The sequence below is a fragment of the Prauserella muralis genome, assembly GCF_003202285.1.
Classification (GTDB): Bacteria; Actinomycetota; Actinomycetes; order Mycobacteriales; family Pseudonocardiaceae; genus Prauserella_B; species Prauserella_B muralis.
Genome location: NZ_MASW01000001.1, coordinates 1,811,213 through 1,824,847 on the forward strand (window position 1 = coordinate 1,811,213; position 13,635 = coordinate 1,824,847).

At 73.4% G+C, this 13,635-nt stretch carries 14 protein-coding genes; 9 read left to right on the forward strand and 5 right to left on the reverse strand.

The annotated features are described in order from the left end of the window. Positions 1–136: 136 nt before the first annotated feature. Positions 137–523 (forward strand): hypothetical protein, encoded by a 387-nt coding sequence (locus tag BAY60_RS09670; RefSeq protein WP_112280392.1) that lies wholly within the window; start codon positions 137–139, stop codon positions 521–523. 28 nt (positions 524–551) lie between these two features. Further along, complete coding sequence (locus tag BAY60_RS09675) at positions 552–890, forward strand: hypothetical protein (RefSeq protein ID WP_112280393.1); 339 nt, start codon at positions 552–554, stop codon at positions 888–890. A 14-nt stretch (positions 891–904) separates the two neighbouring features. On the opposite strand, the gene BAY60_RS09680 is transcribed toward BAY60_RS09675, so the two are convergent. Further along, the gene (locus BAY60_RS09680) at positions 905–2,452 is read right to left on the reverse strand and encodes a phosphodiester glycosidase family protein (RefSeq protein ID WP_112280394.1); all 1,548 of its coding nucleotides are present in this window, start codon (positions 2,450–2,452) and stop codon (positions 905–907) included. A 69-nt stretch (positions 2,453–2,521) separates the two neighbouring features. Beyond that, positions 2,522–3,280 carry a histidinol-phosphatase gene (gene hisN / locus BAY60_RS09685; RefSeq protein WP_112280837.1) on the reverse strand — a complete coding sequence of 253 codons (759 nt, stop codon included), beginning with the start codon at positions 3,278–3,280 and terminating at the stop codon, positions 2,522–2,524. 39 nt (positions 3,281–3,319) lie between these two features. On the opposite strand from hisN, the gene BAY60_RS09690 reads away from it, so the two are divergent. Next, the gene (locus BAY60_RS09690) at positions 3,320–4,036 is read left to right on the forward strand and encodes a response regulator transcription factor (protein ID WP_112280395.1); all 717 of its coding nucleotides are present in this window, start codon (positions 3,320–3,322) and stop codon (positions 4,034–4,036) included. Between the two features lie 3 nt (positions 4,037–4,039). After that, the gene (locus BAY60_RS09695; protein WP_112280396.1) at positions 4,040–5,323 is read left to right on the forward strand and encodes an ATP-binding protein; all 1,284 of its coding nucleotides are present in this window, start codon (positions 4,040–4,042) and stop codon (positions 5,321–5,323) included. A gap of 87 nt (positions 5,324–5,410) precedes the next feature. On the opposite strand, the gene BAY60_RS09700 is transcribed toward BAY60_RS09695, so the two are convergent. Beyond that, positions 5,411–5,920 carry a GtrA family protein gene (locus BAY60_RS09700; RefSeq protein ID WP_112280397.1) on the reverse strand — a complete coding sequence of 170 codons (510 nt, stop codon included), beginning with the start codon at positions 5,918–5,920 and terminating at the stop codon, positions 5,411–5,413. 149 nt (positions 5,921–6,069) lie between these two features. On the opposite strand from BAY60_RS09700, the gene BAY60_RS09705 reads away from it, so the two are divergent. Beyond that, entirely contained in the window at positions 6,070–6,366 is a 297-nt protein-coding gene (locus BAY60_RS09705; RefSeq protein WP_112280398.1) for a hypothetical protein, read from the forward strand. A gap of 10 nt (positions 6,367–6,376) precedes the next feature. Here BAY60_RS09705 and BAY60_RS09710 read toward each other — a convergent pair whose 3' ends face one another. Together BAY60_RS09710 and BAY60_RS09715 are read right to left on the reverse strand one after the other, a co-directional pair. Continuing rightward, positions 6,377–6,937, reverse strand: coding sequence for a dihydrofolate reductase family protein (locus tag BAY60_RS09710; protein WP_112280399.1), 561 nt, complete (start codon positions 6,935–6,937; stop codon positions 6,377–6,379). A gap of 77 nt (positions 6,938–7,014) precedes the next feature. Further along, complete coding sequence (locus tag BAY60_RS09715) at positions 7,015–9,339, reverse strand: sigma-70 family RNA polymerase sigma factor (protein ID WP_211330212.1); 2,325 nt, start codon at positions 9,337–9,339, stop codon at positions 7,015–7,017. Positions 9,340–9,552: 213 nt separating this feature from the next. Between BAY60_RS09715 and BAY60_RS09720 the strand changes: the two genes are divergently transcribed. The 4 genes from BAY60_RS09720 to purE all read left to right on the forward strand — a co-directional run bounded on the left by BAY60_RS09720 (position 9,553) and on the right by purE (position 13,574). Next, complete coding sequence (locus BAY60_RS09720) at positions 9,553–10,419, forward strand: GGDEF domain-containing protein (RefSeq protein ID WP_425466456.1); 867 nt, start codon at positions 9,553–9,555, stop codon at positions 10,417–10,419. A gap of 121 nt (positions 10,420–10,540) precedes the next feature. Continuing rightward, the gene (locus BAY60_RS09725) at positions 10,541–11,851 is read left to right on the forward strand and encodes a glycosyltransferase 87 family protein (RefSeq protein ID WP_112280400.1); all 1,311 of its coding nucleotides are present in this window, start codon (positions 10,541–10,543) and stop codon (positions 11,849–11,851) included. A gap of 7 nt (positions 11,852–11,858) precedes the next feature. Next, a complete protein-coding gene (locus tag BAY60_RS09730) occupies positions 11,859–13,040 on the forward strand; it encodes a 5-(carboxyamino)imidazole ribonucleotide synthase (protein ID WP_112280401.1) in 1,182 nt (393 codons plus the stop codon). A 36-nt stretch (positions 13,041–13,076) separates the two neighbouring features. Further along, a complete protein-coding gene (gene purE / locus BAY60_RS09735) occupies positions 13,077–13,574 on the forward strand; it encodes a 5-(carboxyamino)imidazole ribonucleotide mutase (protein WP_281272709.1) in 498 nt (165 codons plus the stop codon). The last annotated feature ends 61 nt before the right edge of the window (positions 13,575–13,635 follow it).

Consider the following 13,635-nt stretch of genomic DNA (forward strand, 5'->3'; position numbering starts at 1 on the left):
AGCCAAATCGCTGACCAGCGTGGACAGTGCTCTTTGGCTACCGGCCACGGTGTGGCCGGCACAGCGCTCCCGCGCTGGTCTGAACCTCTCTACGGTCGGGTCGTCATCGAAACCGACCCGAGTGAGGGGAGTCCGGATGCCGACTTGGACCAGGCGAGCCGCGGCCGTGCTGCCGGTGGCCGCCGCGCTGCCGCTGTTGCTGGCGCCGCAGGCCGCGGCCGTGCAGAAGGTGTGCGCGGGAGGGCCGCTGATGGGCGGCAAGACCACCACGGCGGAGGTGCTGGCCGACCAGGTGATCACCATCAAGGTGCACAACCACGACTGGCGAGGTCTCGCGCTGAGCATCCGCGACGTGCGCTGGAAGAAGACGCTGTGGAAGGGCGTCGTCGCCCCCGGCAAGGACAAGAAGGTGAAGACGGACGTCTTCGGCGAGCCGCCGATCGGCTACAAGATCGCCTTCGACGTCACCTCCAACCTGTCCAACAACTACACCTACGCGATCTCCTCGGCGCGCTGCTACTGACGGCTCACTGACTCGGAAAGGCTCGACCATGCGAACGCTGTCCAGGGCGGTGCTGCTCGCCGCCGTCGCCGCCACCACGGCGGTGCTGCCCGCCACCGCCGCCACGGCGGCCCCGGCAGGCCCCTCGGGAACGAGCGGCGATCCCGAGATCATCAAGACCTGCGGCAAGGGCTACTCCGGCTACATCCGGCGCTTCGGCAAGGACGCACTCTGCCTGCAGCCGGGCACCCGCACGTGGAGCGGGTTCAAGGCCTTCGAGTGCAAGGGCAACATCACCGTGTACTTCAAGGAGGGCCAGAGGGTCGAGTGCGGCGGCGGGGTCAACTTCCCCTACTACGGGGGCGTGGTGAAGACCGTCGCCCGCTGACCCGGCCCGCCCGGTCAGCGGCGCAGCACCAGCGCGTCGCCGACCGGGCGCTCGCCGGTCGCATCCGACGGCATGGTCACCCGTTCGCCGCCCGCGACCATCGCCGTGGAGCCTCCGCCGTCGAGGTTCATCGCCTCCACGGCGCCGAGCGAGCGCAGGAACCGGGCACCTTCGGCGAGCCCGAGGCCGTCGCTGTAGCCGGGCTGACGGCCCGCCGAGGCCACCAGGAGAACGCGGCCCGCGCGGTCGATCCCGGCGAACGTGCGGGGGTTGCGCTTGATGCCCCATGCGTAGGCGAACGTCGGATCGCCCGCGCGCTCGATGCCGTCGGCGCCGAACTCGACGGCCACCCGCCCGTCGCGGACCAGCGTGGGCCCGCCGTTGACGATGTCGTCGTCCGGGCCGAGCCGCACCTCGCGGCCCTGCTCGTCGGTGATGCGTTGCGTCACGGCCAGCCGCGTTCCCGCGGTGGCGTGCTCGCGCAGCCACTGCTCGCCCTGGCCGGTCCCCGCCAGCACCGAGCCGCCCTGCGGGACCGCACCACCGCGTTCCCGCAGCGCCAGCACCCGGCCCTCGCCGTCGAGCACCGCCTCGACGCCGGGGCCTGCCGGGGTGCCGGCCCCCAGCTCGGGGGTGAACCGCACGATCTCGTCCGGGTCGGTGCACGTGACGTCGTGCAGCGGCGCCTGCGTGGGCTCGTCGCCGCCCACTCCGCCACAGTTGCGGATGCGGCCCGGCACGCGGTTGACGCCGTCGACCAGTTCGCTCGCCGACCCGGCCCGCACGCGCAGCTCGGTGCTGAGCTTGCGGAACTCCGGGCGCAGCCCGTCGCCTCGCAGGATCATCGCGACCCGGCCGTTGGTGGCCGCGCCCTGCAACCGGCCGTCGTAGGCGGCGATGCCCGCCGGGGCACCCGGGATGCCGTCGGCGGTGCCCACCACGAAGAAGCCCGCGTTGACGGCGAGCAGCGCATCGCCCGCGATGCTGGTGACCGTCTCCCGCCCGGCGACGGCCTCCCCGGTGTCGCCGGCGAGACTGCCGCGGAACCGGTGCGGGTCGATGACGGCGACCGCGACCTGCGCCAGGCCGGTGCCGGGGGTGCCATCGCCGCCGGTCCAGTCGGTGACGGCGTCGAACCCGGCCTCCCGCAGGGCGGCGCGCCGGTTGTCGGCCTGGTTCTGCCCGCCGAACGTGCCCACGCGCACGCGGTGGCCGAGGACACCGTGCCGGTCGGCGCCCGCGGGCCACGACACGGGCTCGACCCGGGGTGCGAATCCGGCCGCGCGCAGCCGCTCGGCCAGCGTGCGCGCCTGCGCCGCGGGCAGCAGTTGCGCGCCGTCCTGGCGCAGCGTGACGGTCCAGAAGTCGCTGCCCGGCGTGCCGGACAGGACGCCCCGGTACAGGTCGACGCCCGGCGCGACGCGTTCGTGCCGCCAGCCCGCCAGCGGCCCGCCAGGCCCCGCACCCGCCGTGCCGACGGTCGCGGGAGTCAGGGTGAGCGCGGTGAGCACGCCGGCCACGAGCACGGCGAGCAGCGAAGCCTTGCGGGGATGTCTCCTCATGCCCGCAGATCCAAGCAGCGCGGCGCGACCTGGGGGCGCCGCGCGGTTGGCCGGTGGGTGAACTCCCGCCTACCTGCGCACGAGCCGCAGCGCGGCGTCGTGCACGAGGCCGTTGGAGGACAGCGCGGAGCCGCCGTCGAACCGCCCGGCTCCGGTGAGGTCGCTGAACCGGCCCCCGGCCTCGGTGACGAGCACCTGCGCCGCGGCCACGTCCCACGGGTTCACGATCGGCTCCACGGCGACGTCGAGCGCGCCCTCGGCCACCAGGCAGTGGTGCCAGAAGTCGCCGAACGCCCTGCTCTCCCAGCAGGCGTCCACCAGCGCGAGGTAGGCCTCCCGCGAGTGGTACTCCGTCCACGAGCCGAGGTCCGTCGTGGACAGGAACGCATCGCCCAGCTCACCCACCGCCGAGACCGAGATCCGTCGCTCGCCGGCGTCGTCGCGCAGCCACGCGCCGCCACCCGCGCTCGCCCACCAGCGCCTGCCCAGCAGGGGTGCGCTGACCATGCCGACCACCGGCGTGCCGTCCTCCACGAGCGCGATCAGCGTCGCCCACACGGGCGCGCCGCGCAGGAAGTTCTTCGTGCCGTCGATCGGGTCGAGCACCCAGACCCGTCCCGGCGCGGCGACCGAGCCGCCACGTTCCTCGCCCGCCACGGTGTCACCCGGCCGTTCGGTGGCCAGCAGCTCGCGGATCGCGTCCTCGACCGCGGTGTCGGCATCGGTCACCGGCGTGCGGTCGGGCTTGCGCGACACCCGAAGATCCTGGGCGCGGAACCGCGCGGAAGTGATCTTGTCGGCGGCGTCGGCCAGCACGCCCGCCAGCATCAGATCGGGGGAGTAATCGGACACGGTAACGATGGTTTCATGTGGGCCGGCCGTAAAGTTGGGCAGGTGAGCACGGTCCTACTTGCCGAAGACGACCCGGCGATCGCGGAGCCGCTGTCCCGGGCGCTGCAACGCGAGGGCTACGACGTCGCCGTGGTGGGCGACGGGCCCTCCGCGCTGGAGGTGACCGCGAGCCGGCGGGTGGACCTGCTCGTTCTTGACCTCGGCCTGCCGGGCATGGACGGCCTGGAGGTCTGCCGCAGGCTGCGGGCCGGCGACACCGAACTGCCCGTGCTGATGCTCACGGCCAGGACCGACGAGGTCGACTTCGTGGTCGGACTCGACGCGGGCGCCGACGACTACGTGGCGAAGCCGTTCCGCCTGGCCGAGCTGCTCGCCCGCATCCGTGCGCTGCTGCGCAGGAGGGCGCCCGAAGTGCTGGAGGCCGGTGGCGTGCGCATGGACCTCGGTGCCCGGCTGGTGACCGTCGACGGCCAGGAGATCCAGCTCGCGAACAAGGAGTTCGAGCTGCTGCGGGTGCTGATGAGCCGGGCGGGCCAGGTGGTGAGCAGGGAGGAGATCCTCGCCGAGGTCTGGAACGACCTCGAGTCGAAGACCTCCAAGACGCTGGACATGCACATGTCGTGGTTGCGGCGCAAGCTCGCCCTTGGCGACGACAACGGCAACGGCCGGAAGACGGCCGAGGAGCACATCGCCACCGTGCGCGGCGTCGGGTTCCGGTTCAACACCGAATAACGCATGCGGCGGCGGATACTCCTGGCCATCCTGCTGGCGGTCGCGGTCACCGGCGCCGCGCTGGGCAGCCCGCTCGGCGTGACCGGGTGGCTGCTCGTCGAGAATCTCGCGCGCGAGGACCTGGCCTCCAGCGCCCAGCGCATCGCCGCCGCACTGGACGACCAGCTCGCCGACAACCGGCCGCTCGACCTGCAGCCCGTGCACGCGGCCGTGCCGAGGTCGGGAAGGCTGACCGTCAGCATGCCGGGCTCGCAGCAGCTGAGCTACGGCCGGAACCCCGGGAGCGACCCGCTCGTCGAGACCGTGCCGATCGCCAAGGGCGGCACCGTCGAGCTGGCCGTGCCCGCGGGGCCGCTGCGCACCAGGCAGACGCAGGTGGCGATGGCGGTGATCCTGCTCGTGGTCCTGTCGGTGGGCACCGGCACGGTGGTGGCGACGGTGACGGCGCGCAGGCTGGCGCAACCACTGCGGCACGTCGCCGACCGGGCCGCGAAGCTCGGCGGCGGGGACTTCCGGCCGGACGGGCGGCGCTACGAGGTCGCGGAGCTCGACATGGTCGCCGACGCGCTCGACGCCTCCGCCACGGCACTGGCCCAGCTCGTGCAGCGAGAGCGGCAGCTCGTCGGGGACGTGTCGCACCAGCTGCGCAGCAGGCTGACCGCGTTGCAGCTGCGGCTGGAGAGCCTGACGCAGCATCCCGACGAGGAGGTGCGGGAGGACGCGCAGGCCGCACAGGAGCAGGCCGACCGGCTGGCGGCGACGCTGGACGAGCTGCTGGCCGCCGCGCGGGCGGCCAGTGAGGTGGGCGCCGAGCCGGTGGAGCTGTCCGCGATGCTGCCGGAGATCGCCGAGGAGTGGCGGCACCTGCTGAAGGCGGAGGGCCGGACGCTGCGCCTGCGCGTGGCCGACGGGCTCAGGGCGCGTGCCACCCCGGCCCGGCTGCGTGAGGTGGTCGGGGTGCTGCTGGACAACGCGCTGCGACACGGCGACGGCGCCGTCACGGTCACCGCGCGGCGGGGCGAGGCCGACGGCACCGTGGTGGTCGAGGTCCACGACGGTGGTTCGGGCGTGCCCGACGAGTTGGTGCCGCACATCTTCGAGCGGGGCTTCTCCGGGGGCGGTTCCACCGGGGTGGGGCTGTCGCTGGCGCGTGCGCTGGCCGAGGCGGACGGCGGCAGGCTCGAGCTGTCGGTGAAACGGCCCGCGACGTTCAGCCTGTTCCTGCGGGTGCCCAGCCCGGCCGACGTGGCGGGGGTGAGCTGGCCCGCCGAGCGGGTGCCTCGCTGACGCCGGTGGCCGGCAGGGGCTGCGCCCAAGGTGCCCTCGGGCACGCATGGTGTACCCAAGGTGCCCTTCGGCTCGGTGCCGGGCGCGTCAGAGGCGGCCGCGCCTGCGCCCGCCCAGCTCGTCGGGGAACACCCACTTCCGGAACGCCCAGAAGCGGAAGAACATCGCGAGCAGCATGCCGATGATCGAGCCGCTCGCGAAGTCGGCTGCCTCCTGGACGAGCAGCGACACGTGCGGCTGCTCCAGGTCGAAGACGTAGCGCGACACCAGCAGCGGGATCAGGTTCAGCACGACGGCGAACCCGCTGATCAGGAAGAACAGGGCGGCCTCGTGATGCCGTTCCCGGCCGCCCCTTGTGCGGAACGACCACTCCCGGTTGAGCACATAGGACACGATCGTCGCGACGATGATGGCGATGGCCTTGGCGGTGGTGGGTTTCGGCTCCAGCACGGTGAGCTTCAGCAGGTACCAGATCCCGTTGTCCACCACGAACGTGGTGCCGCCGACGATCGCGAACTTGAGCAGCTCGCGGTGTTTGATGAGCACCGAGCGCAGCCGCTCGGGCGCCAGCGACAGCACGGATTCGACGACGGCCACGACGCGAGTCTACGCAGAGTCGCCGGGCCGGCGTCCGGCGCAGGTCAGCAGGGGTGAGGGCGGGCGCGTGTTGAAAAACCCCGCGTTGACGCCTCTGTGGGCCGCGGCGCACGATCAGCGCATCTCAGGGGGCCAGGAATGGAGCCACCATGACGTTCATGCAACTCATCGAGGTCAAGACGTCCCGCTACGACGAGCTGAACGAGCTCATGGAAGGGTGGATGGCGGCTACGGAGGGTAAACGAACGGCGACGCACGCGCTGCTGACCGGTGACCGTGATCACCCCGGTACGTACCTGCAGCTCGTGGAGTTCCCCTCCTACGAGGAGGCCATGCGGAACTCGGAACTGCCCGAGACCAACGACTTCGCCGGGCGGCTCCAGGAGTTGTGCGACGAGCCCCCCGTGTTCCACAACCTCGACGTACTGCGCGACCAGAAGCTCTGAGCACGTCCGGTCAGGCGGGCGCGTAGGCCACGTAGGCGAGCCCGCCGCGGAACCGGCGGGCGGCGAGCAGCCGCAGCGCCGGGATGGCGAACCCGTCGGGGAAAAGCCTGCGCCCGCCGCCCTGCACGACCGGGTAGACGAACAGCCGGTACTCGTCGACGAGCCCGGCCTCGATCAGGGTGTGGCACAGGCTGATGCTGCCGGTGACGACGATGTCCTTGCCCGGCTGCTCCTTGAGCGCCCGGACCCGCGGAACGGGGTCACCGGACAGGATCGTGGAGTTCCGCCATCCGGGGTCGGTCAGCGTCGAGGAGACGACGTACTTGCTGACCTGGTTGAGGTAGGCGGTGATGCCGGTCGGGTCGGCGGTCTGGCGGGGCCAGTACCCGCGCAGGTCCTCGAACGTCCTGCGGCCGACGAGAAACCCGTCGGCCTCGGCGTCCTGCCGGTGCAGCTCCTCCAGCAGGTCCGCGTTGTCCACCGAGCCCTGGCCCTGTGGGTCGAACCATTTCCCGAGCATCTCGATCGAACCGTCGACGGTGATGTTCTGGGTGATGGCGAGCGTGCGCATCGGTGCCCTCCCGGTGTCGGTTTCGTGTCACCGGGGCAGACCACCGAGGCACGCTCAACTCATCGGTCCGCCGCGGATCAGCCGGGCCAGGGCAGCCAGTCCCAGAGCCCCCGCGACTGCCTGCCCGGCGCCGGGTCCGGGTCGAGCGGCGGCAGGTACGGCTTGCCGGACTCGGCGGGGGCGGGCCTTGCCGGGCTGGAGGGCGCCGGGCTCGACGGCCGTGCGCTCGGTGTGCTCGACGGCTCCGGCGGCTTCGACGACTCGGTGGCCGGCGTGGTGGGCACGACCGGCCGCGCCGGGGTGGTCGGCGCCCCGCCACCGCTGGGCTCACTGGCCGGGGTCCTCGTCGACGGCCTCTCCTCGGACGGCGACGACTCCGTCGGCGGTGCGTCCGACGGGCTCTCGGGCGTGGGCTCCGGCTTGTCCCGCAGGTGGCAGTGGTGGCCGAACCAGCACAGCTCCACGGTCTCCGACTCCGAGTCCGCGCCGAGGGTCGCGGTCACGGTGGTGGGCTGCTCGCGCCAGTGGTGGCTGTGGACGAAGAACACCACGGACACGTCCTCGCCCGGCTCCAGCGGTGTCGTCGTGCACGCCGCCGGTTTCGCACCCGGCTCACAGCGCACCGCGGGGTCGGGCACCACGACGCTGGCCCGCTGCGACAGCGTGATCGTCGCCGGCTTGGTGGACTCGCCGTCGTTGCGCACGAACACCGCGACCGTGCGCGTCCACGGCGCCCACGGGCCGAACCCGGCTTTCGCGTCCAGGTAGACGTCGTCGCGCGGCGGGGGCGGCGGCGGTGGCGGTGGCGGGACCGACACCGGGACCCGCAGCGACACCTCGACCGGGCTCCCGGAGCTGATCGTGCCCGTGACCTCGCCGGAACGCGCGCCCTCGGCGGCCTGCAGCCGGAAGGTCAGCACCGCCGACTCGCCCGGTTCGAGCCCTTCCTGCGTGCGGCAGCTCACCGTGCCGGTGCCACCGGGGCAGGTGACCCGCTCCGCGGCCTGGGCCTGCCGCGCGGCCAGGCCACCTGCGGGCGCTCCGCCACCCCCGCTCGCGGGACCGATGGCGCTCACGCCCTCGGGCAGCGACAGGGTCACCACGACCGGGTCCGAGGCGCGGCCGCCGTCGTTGCGGACGGTGATCGGCAGGTCGACCGGCGCGCCGCCGGGCTGCAGCTCGATGCCCTCCGGCGGGGCCTGCGCCGTGACCCTGGGCGGCGCGGGCTCCGGGTCCGCGGGCGGTGGTGCCGCGGGCGGCGGTGGCGGCGGGACCACGGGAGGTGGCGCCGGGTCGACGGGCTGAGGCTGCGGGGCCGGTGGCTGCGGTGCGGGCGGGTTCGCGGGCGGTGCGGGGGGATTGGCAGGCGCCTCGGCGGCGGGCGGCGGCTGCACGGCGGCCCTCGGGATCTCGGGTGACCCGCCACCCGCGGTGAGCGCGAGGGCGACCGCCGCGGCCATCGCGACACCGGACGTGGCCACGCCGACGAACTGGCGCGGCCCGGACGCGGCCGCACCGGCCGCGCCGCCCGCCGAGCCCGCCGCCGCTCCGGCGCCCACGGCGGTCGCGGCGCTCGCCTTGCCCGCACCGGCCAGCGCCAGGTAGCCGAGCACGCCGCCACCGAGCACCAGCGGGGCGACGACCGCGCGCAAGGCGCCGTTGACGTCGGCCAGCTCGGCGGCCAGCGCGCGGCAGTCGGCGCACTCGTCGAGGTGCTGCTCCACCTGGGCGCGCTCGCGCTTCGACAGCCCGTCGCGCGTCCACGCGCCGAGCTTGTCGGCGGTGGCGCGGCAGCGGGACGCGCTGGTCTCGGCGAGGTGCACCTGCAGGTACGCCTGGCGCAGCCCCTCCCGGGCCCGGTAGGCGAGCGCCGAGACTCCGTTGGCGGTCAGGCCGAGCAGAGGGGCCACCTCGGCGGGCGACTGCTGTTCGATCTCGGTGTGCCAGAGCACGGCCTGCCAGCGCTCCGGCAGCCGCGCGAACGCCTTCGCGGCCAGCGTGCGCTCGAGGCCGGCCATCGCGGTGTCAGAGAACGGCACGGTCAGCGCCTCGGCCGCCGCGCTGCCCGCGGTCGCCATGTCGGTCATGTCCTCGGCGAGGTCGACGCGCTTATCCTTGCGGGTCTTGTCGTAGGCGGTGTGCCGCAGCGCCGTCAGCAGGTAGGCGCGGAACGCGCTGTCCGGCCCCTTGCCCGCGCGCAGCGTGTCCAGCACCTTCGAGAACGCCTCCGACACGAGGTCGTCGGCCTCGGTGGAGGAGCGGGCCAGCTGGCGGGCGAGGTTGTAGGCGGCCGAGACGTGCCGCTCGTACAGCGTCCCGTACGCGGCGAGTCTGCCCTCGCGCACCGCCGAGATCAGTTCGGCATCGCTCATGCCGCTGGGGTCGGCGGAGGCGGTCGTCACGGCTTGTCCTTTCCTGCTGTCTGAAGAGAGGGCACGCAGCGCCAAGTGTGACGGACCCCGCCGACTGCGTCACCTGGCGGGTGATCGATTGACCCGGAGGTCGCAATGCGTTCACCCCCGCGAATCGCCGCGAGTGCCGTCACGCCGGGCGGTCTGGCGCGTCCCGTGATCGCGAAGGTTGTCGGCCCACAAGGCCGGGAAGGACGGTTGTCTGTGGATGTGCCTGCGACGGGCGCGCTGTCCGATCCGGATGGCTCGCGCCCGGACGGGGGGCGGCGGGCCACGCCGGACCGTGCGCTGCGGACCCTGCGCGCGAAATGGCGGACGGCGAGCCTGGCGGCGGGCTGGCGGTTCCCCCGCGACTGGGGCCTGCCCGAGGTCGACGCCGTGTGCGCGGCAGTGGTCAGGACCGGGGCCGCCGACGGCGCGCTCGCCGCGCTGGCCGGGCTCGGCAGGGCCAGGGCCGCGGCGGGCGCGGGGCTGGAGGAGACACTGACGGACCTGGCCGCGCTGCACGCCGTGCTGGAGGACCAGGAGGCTGCGGACGGCTTCGTGGCCCCCGACGTGGACGCCACCCCGGCCCGGCTGCTGCGGGTGACGGCGGTGGCCTGGGCCGACGTCGCGCTGGACCAGCTCACGCGCGCGGAGGTGAGCGACCCGCTGACCGGGTTGCCCACCGGGGCGTACCTGCGCACCCGGCTGGCGGAGCTGTACCGGCAGGCGAGCAGGGAACAGCGGCCCGTCGCCGACGGGCACGCCCTGGTCGTGGTGGGCATGGACTTCTCGCAGGCCGCCGGCTGGTCGCGGCTGACCGGCATGATCCTGGCCGCCGACGCGCTCAGCGCCGCCTTCGACGGCGGTGAGAGCCTCGCCGTGCTCGGCCCGTCCACGGTCGCCGCCGTGGCGACCCGCGACGACGGCGTGGCCACGCGGGCCGTGCGGCTGCGCCGCGAGCTGACCCAGCGGCTCGCCGTGGACGCGCAGCTGCGGGAGGTCGGCTCGCCGACGATCCGGATGGTCCGCCTTCCCGGCTGTCACGACGAGGCGTGTGCGCTGCTCGACCGGCTCAGCAGGACGTGAACCCGGCCTTGTGGCCGGCGTGCGGGCGCTCCGTGCTTTCCTAGAAGGGTGACCACGTGGATTCGGCGCGGCGTGCTCGCGTCGCGCGCGGAGTTTCCGTAAAGGGGGCGTGAGGCAGCGGATGTCCGTGAAGACCGAGCCACCGCGGCTCGCCCTGCGCACGTCACTCGACCGGCTCGCCGTCCGGCCCCGGTCCATGGCACTGCTGGTCGCGCTGCCCGTGCTGGCGGTGGTCGCCGGCGTGGCGGGCTGGCTGCTGGACTGGCGGCTCGGGGTGGACAGCGCGGTGTACCGGGCGGGTGCGCTGACCCTGTTGCAGGGCGAACCGCTCTACGACGGCAACACCCTCGGGCCGGAGCCGTGGTGGGCGCTGCTGCCGTTCACCTACCCGCCGACGGCGGCCCTGTTCTTCGTGCCCCTCGCGGTGCTGCCCGTGCAGGTGGCGTGGGGCGTGGTTGCCGCCGCCTCGTTCCTCGCGATGGCGCTCGTGATCCGGGTGACCATCGGCTCGCTGCCCCGGCCGTGGGGCGACCTGCCGCGCTGGGCCTCGCCCGCGCGGACCACGCTGGTCTTCGCCGTGGCGTTCTTCGCCATCGAGCCGGTCTGGCGCACGATCTTCCTCGGCCAGATCAATCTGATCCTGATGGCGCTGATCGTCGTGGACGTGCTGGTGGTCTGCGCGAGAGGCAGCAGGTGGGGGGGCGTGCTCGTCGGTGTCGCGGCCGCGGTCAAGCTCACCCCGCTGATCTTCGTGCCGCACCTGCTGTTCACCGGGCGCAGGCGGGAGGCGGTCCGGGCGCTCGTGACGTTCTTCTCCCTGCAGGCGCTGATGTTCCTGCTCATCCCCGGCGACGCGACGCGGTTCTGGACGCACACGATCAACGACCAGGGCCGCATCGGGCCGATGCACTGGGCAGGCAACCAGTCGCTGAACGGGCTGGTCAACCGGGTCACCGACCTCGCGCCCTGGTCGTCGATGGCCGCCTACGGCATCGGCGCCCTGCTCGCGCCACCCGCCATCTGGCTCATGCTGCGCTTCCACCGCAGGGGCCAGGCGCTGGAGGCGCTGCTCGTGACCGCCTTCTACGGGCTGCTCGTGTCGCCCGTGTCGTGGTCGCACCACTGGGTGTGGGCAGTGCCGCTGATCGTGCTGCTGGTGTCGCGGCTGCCGCAGACCACCCCCGCGACGGCGTGGCGCCGCTGGCTCGGCGCGGGTGCGGTGATCGTGGTGTTCCTCAGCTGCGTGCTGCTGGTGCTGCCCAACGGCCGCGACCTCGAGCTGCACTGGGCGTTCTGGCAGTACGTCCTCGGCAGCGCCTACCTCCTGGTTCCGGTGGGGCTGGCCGCGGTGCTCGCCGGGCGCTGGATGTGGCGCAGACGGCAGCTGACCAGGCCTGACCACGAGCCGAGGGAGCCGGCCCGGCTAAGCTGAGCGCGCTATGGACACGCGCACAGGACTTCCCGTCGTCGGCATGGTGGGCGGCGGTCAGCTCGCCAGGATGACCCACCAGGCGGCCATCTCGCTGGGCCAGTCCCTGCGGGTGCTCGCCGCGGGCGAGCACGACTCCGCGGGACTCGTCGCCGGCGAGGTCGTCTACGGCCACCACACCGATCTGGAGGCGCTGCGCGCGTTCGCGCGGGGTGTCGACGTGCTGACCTTCGACCACGAGCACGTGCCCGGCGAGCACCTGCTGACACTGGCGGTGGAGGGCTTCGTGCTGCGGCCAGGGCCCGAGTCGCTGGCGTTCGCGCAGAACAAGCTGCTGATGCGCGAGCGGATGGCGGCGCACGGCTTCCCCGGCCCCGCGTTCGCCGAGGTCAACGACGTCGGTGACGCGCTCAAGTTCGGCGAGGCGCACTCCTGGCCCGTCGTGCTCAAGGCGGCCAGCGGCGGCTACGACGGCAAGGGCGTGTGGATGCTCGACTCGCCCGAGGACGCGGGCGCGCTGATCCCCGAACTGCTCGACGCGGGCACGCCGCTGCTGGTCGAGGCGAAGGTCGCGATGCGAAGGGAGCTGTCCGCACTGGTGGCGCGCTCGCCGTTCGGGCAGGGCGCGGCGTGGCCGGTGGTGGAGACGGTGCAGTCGGATGGCATCAACACCGAGGTGCTGGCGCCCGCGCCGGGGCTCACCGCGAAGCAGACTCACGAGGCGCAGGAGCTGGCGCTGCGCATCGCCGAGGAGCTCGAGGTGGTGGGCGTGCTCGCCGTCGAGCTGTTCGAGACCGACGGCGGGCTGCTGGTCAACGAGCTGGCGATGCGCCCGCACAACTCCGGGCACTGGACCATGGACGGCTGCCGCACCTCGCAGTTCGAGCAGCACCTGCGGGCCGTGCTGGACTACCCGCTCGGCGTCACCGACCTGCTGTCGCCCACGGTGATGGCCAACGTGCTCGGCGCGCCCGAGACCCCGGCCATGCGGCCGGACGAGCGGCTGCACCACCTCTTCGCCCGGTTCCCGGACGCGCGCGTGCACCTCTACGGCAAGGGGGAGCGGCCGGGCCGCAAGCTCGGGCACGTCAACCTGCTCGGCCCGCTCGACGACGACCTGCGGCGCAGGGCGCGCCTCGCCGCGCACTGGCTGTCGCACGCCGAGTGGCTCGACGGCCACCAGATCCACTGAGCGTTTCCGCGCCACCGCACCGACGAGGGGAGAACCGTGACCGCGCAGGTCGGCGTCATCATGGGCAGCGACTCGGACTGGCCGGTCCTGGAGGCCGCCGGGCAGGCACTCGACGAGTTCCAGGTGCCCTACGAGGTGGGGGTGTACTCGGCGCACCGCACCCCGCAGCGGATGCTCGACTACGCGCGCACGGCCGCCGAGCGCGGCATCAAGGTCGTCATCGCCGGGGCGGGCGGCGCGGCCCACCTGCCCGGCATGGTGGCCTCGGCGACCCCGCTGCCGGTGATCGGCGTCCCGGTGCCGCTGAAACATCTCGATGGGCTCGACTCGCTGCTGTCGATCGTGCAGATGCCCGCGGGCGTGCCGGTGGCCACGGTGTCGGTCGGCGGCGCGCGCAACGCGGGCCTGCTCGCCGTGCGGATCCTCGCCGCGGGCGACGAGGCGCTGCGCGAGCGGATGAGCCGGTTCCAGGCCGACCTGGAGCGGCTGGTGCTCGACAAGGACGCCGCGCTGCGCTCGAAGCTCGAAGGCTGAGCGTCCGGCGAGTCGCGCGCTCCGTGACATCGCCCGCTCGGCCCGCGAGCCGAAGGTGCCC

Coding starts and splice junctions, on each gene's coding strand:
- BAY60_RS09675 (WP_112280393.1), top strand. CDS start 552: ATGCGAACGCTGTCCAGGGCGGTGCTGCTCGCCGCCGTCGCCGCCACC.
- BAY60_RS09670 (WP_112280392.1), top strand. CDS start 137: ATGCCGACTTGGACCAGGCGAGCCGCGGCCGTGCTGCCGGTGGCCGCC.
- BAY60_RS09730 (WP_112280401.1), top strand. CDS start 11,859: ATGGACACGCGCACAGGACTTCCCGTCGTCGGCATGGTGGGCGGCGGT.
- BAY60_RS09690 (WP_112280395.1), top strand. CDS start 3,320: ATGTGGGCCGGCCGTAAAGTTGGGCAGGTGAGCACGGTCCTACTTGCC.
- BAY60_RS09725 (WP_112280400.1), top strand. CDS start 10,541: ATGTCCGTGAAGACCGAGCCACCGCGGCTCGCCCTGCGCACGTCACTC.
- BAY60_RS09695 (WP_112280396.1), top strand. CDS start 4,040: ATGCGGCGGCGGATACTCCTGGCCATCCTGCTGGCGGTCGCGGTCACC.
- BAY60_RS09680 (WP_112280394.1), bottom strand. CDS start 2,452: ATGAGGAGACATCCCCGCAAGGCTTCGCTGCTCGCCGTGCTCGTGGCC.
- BAY60_RS09705 (WP_112280398.1), top strand. CDS start 6,070: ATGACGTTCATGCAACTCATCGAGGTCAAGACGTCCCGCTACGACGAG.
- BAY60_RS09710 (WP_112280399.1), bottom strand. CDS start 6,937: ATGCGCACGCTCGCCATCACCCAGAACATCACCGTCGACGGTTCGATC.
- hisN (WP_112280837.1), bottom strand. CDS start 3,280: ATGCTGGCGGGCGTGCTGGCCGACGCCGCCGACAAGATCACTTCCGCG.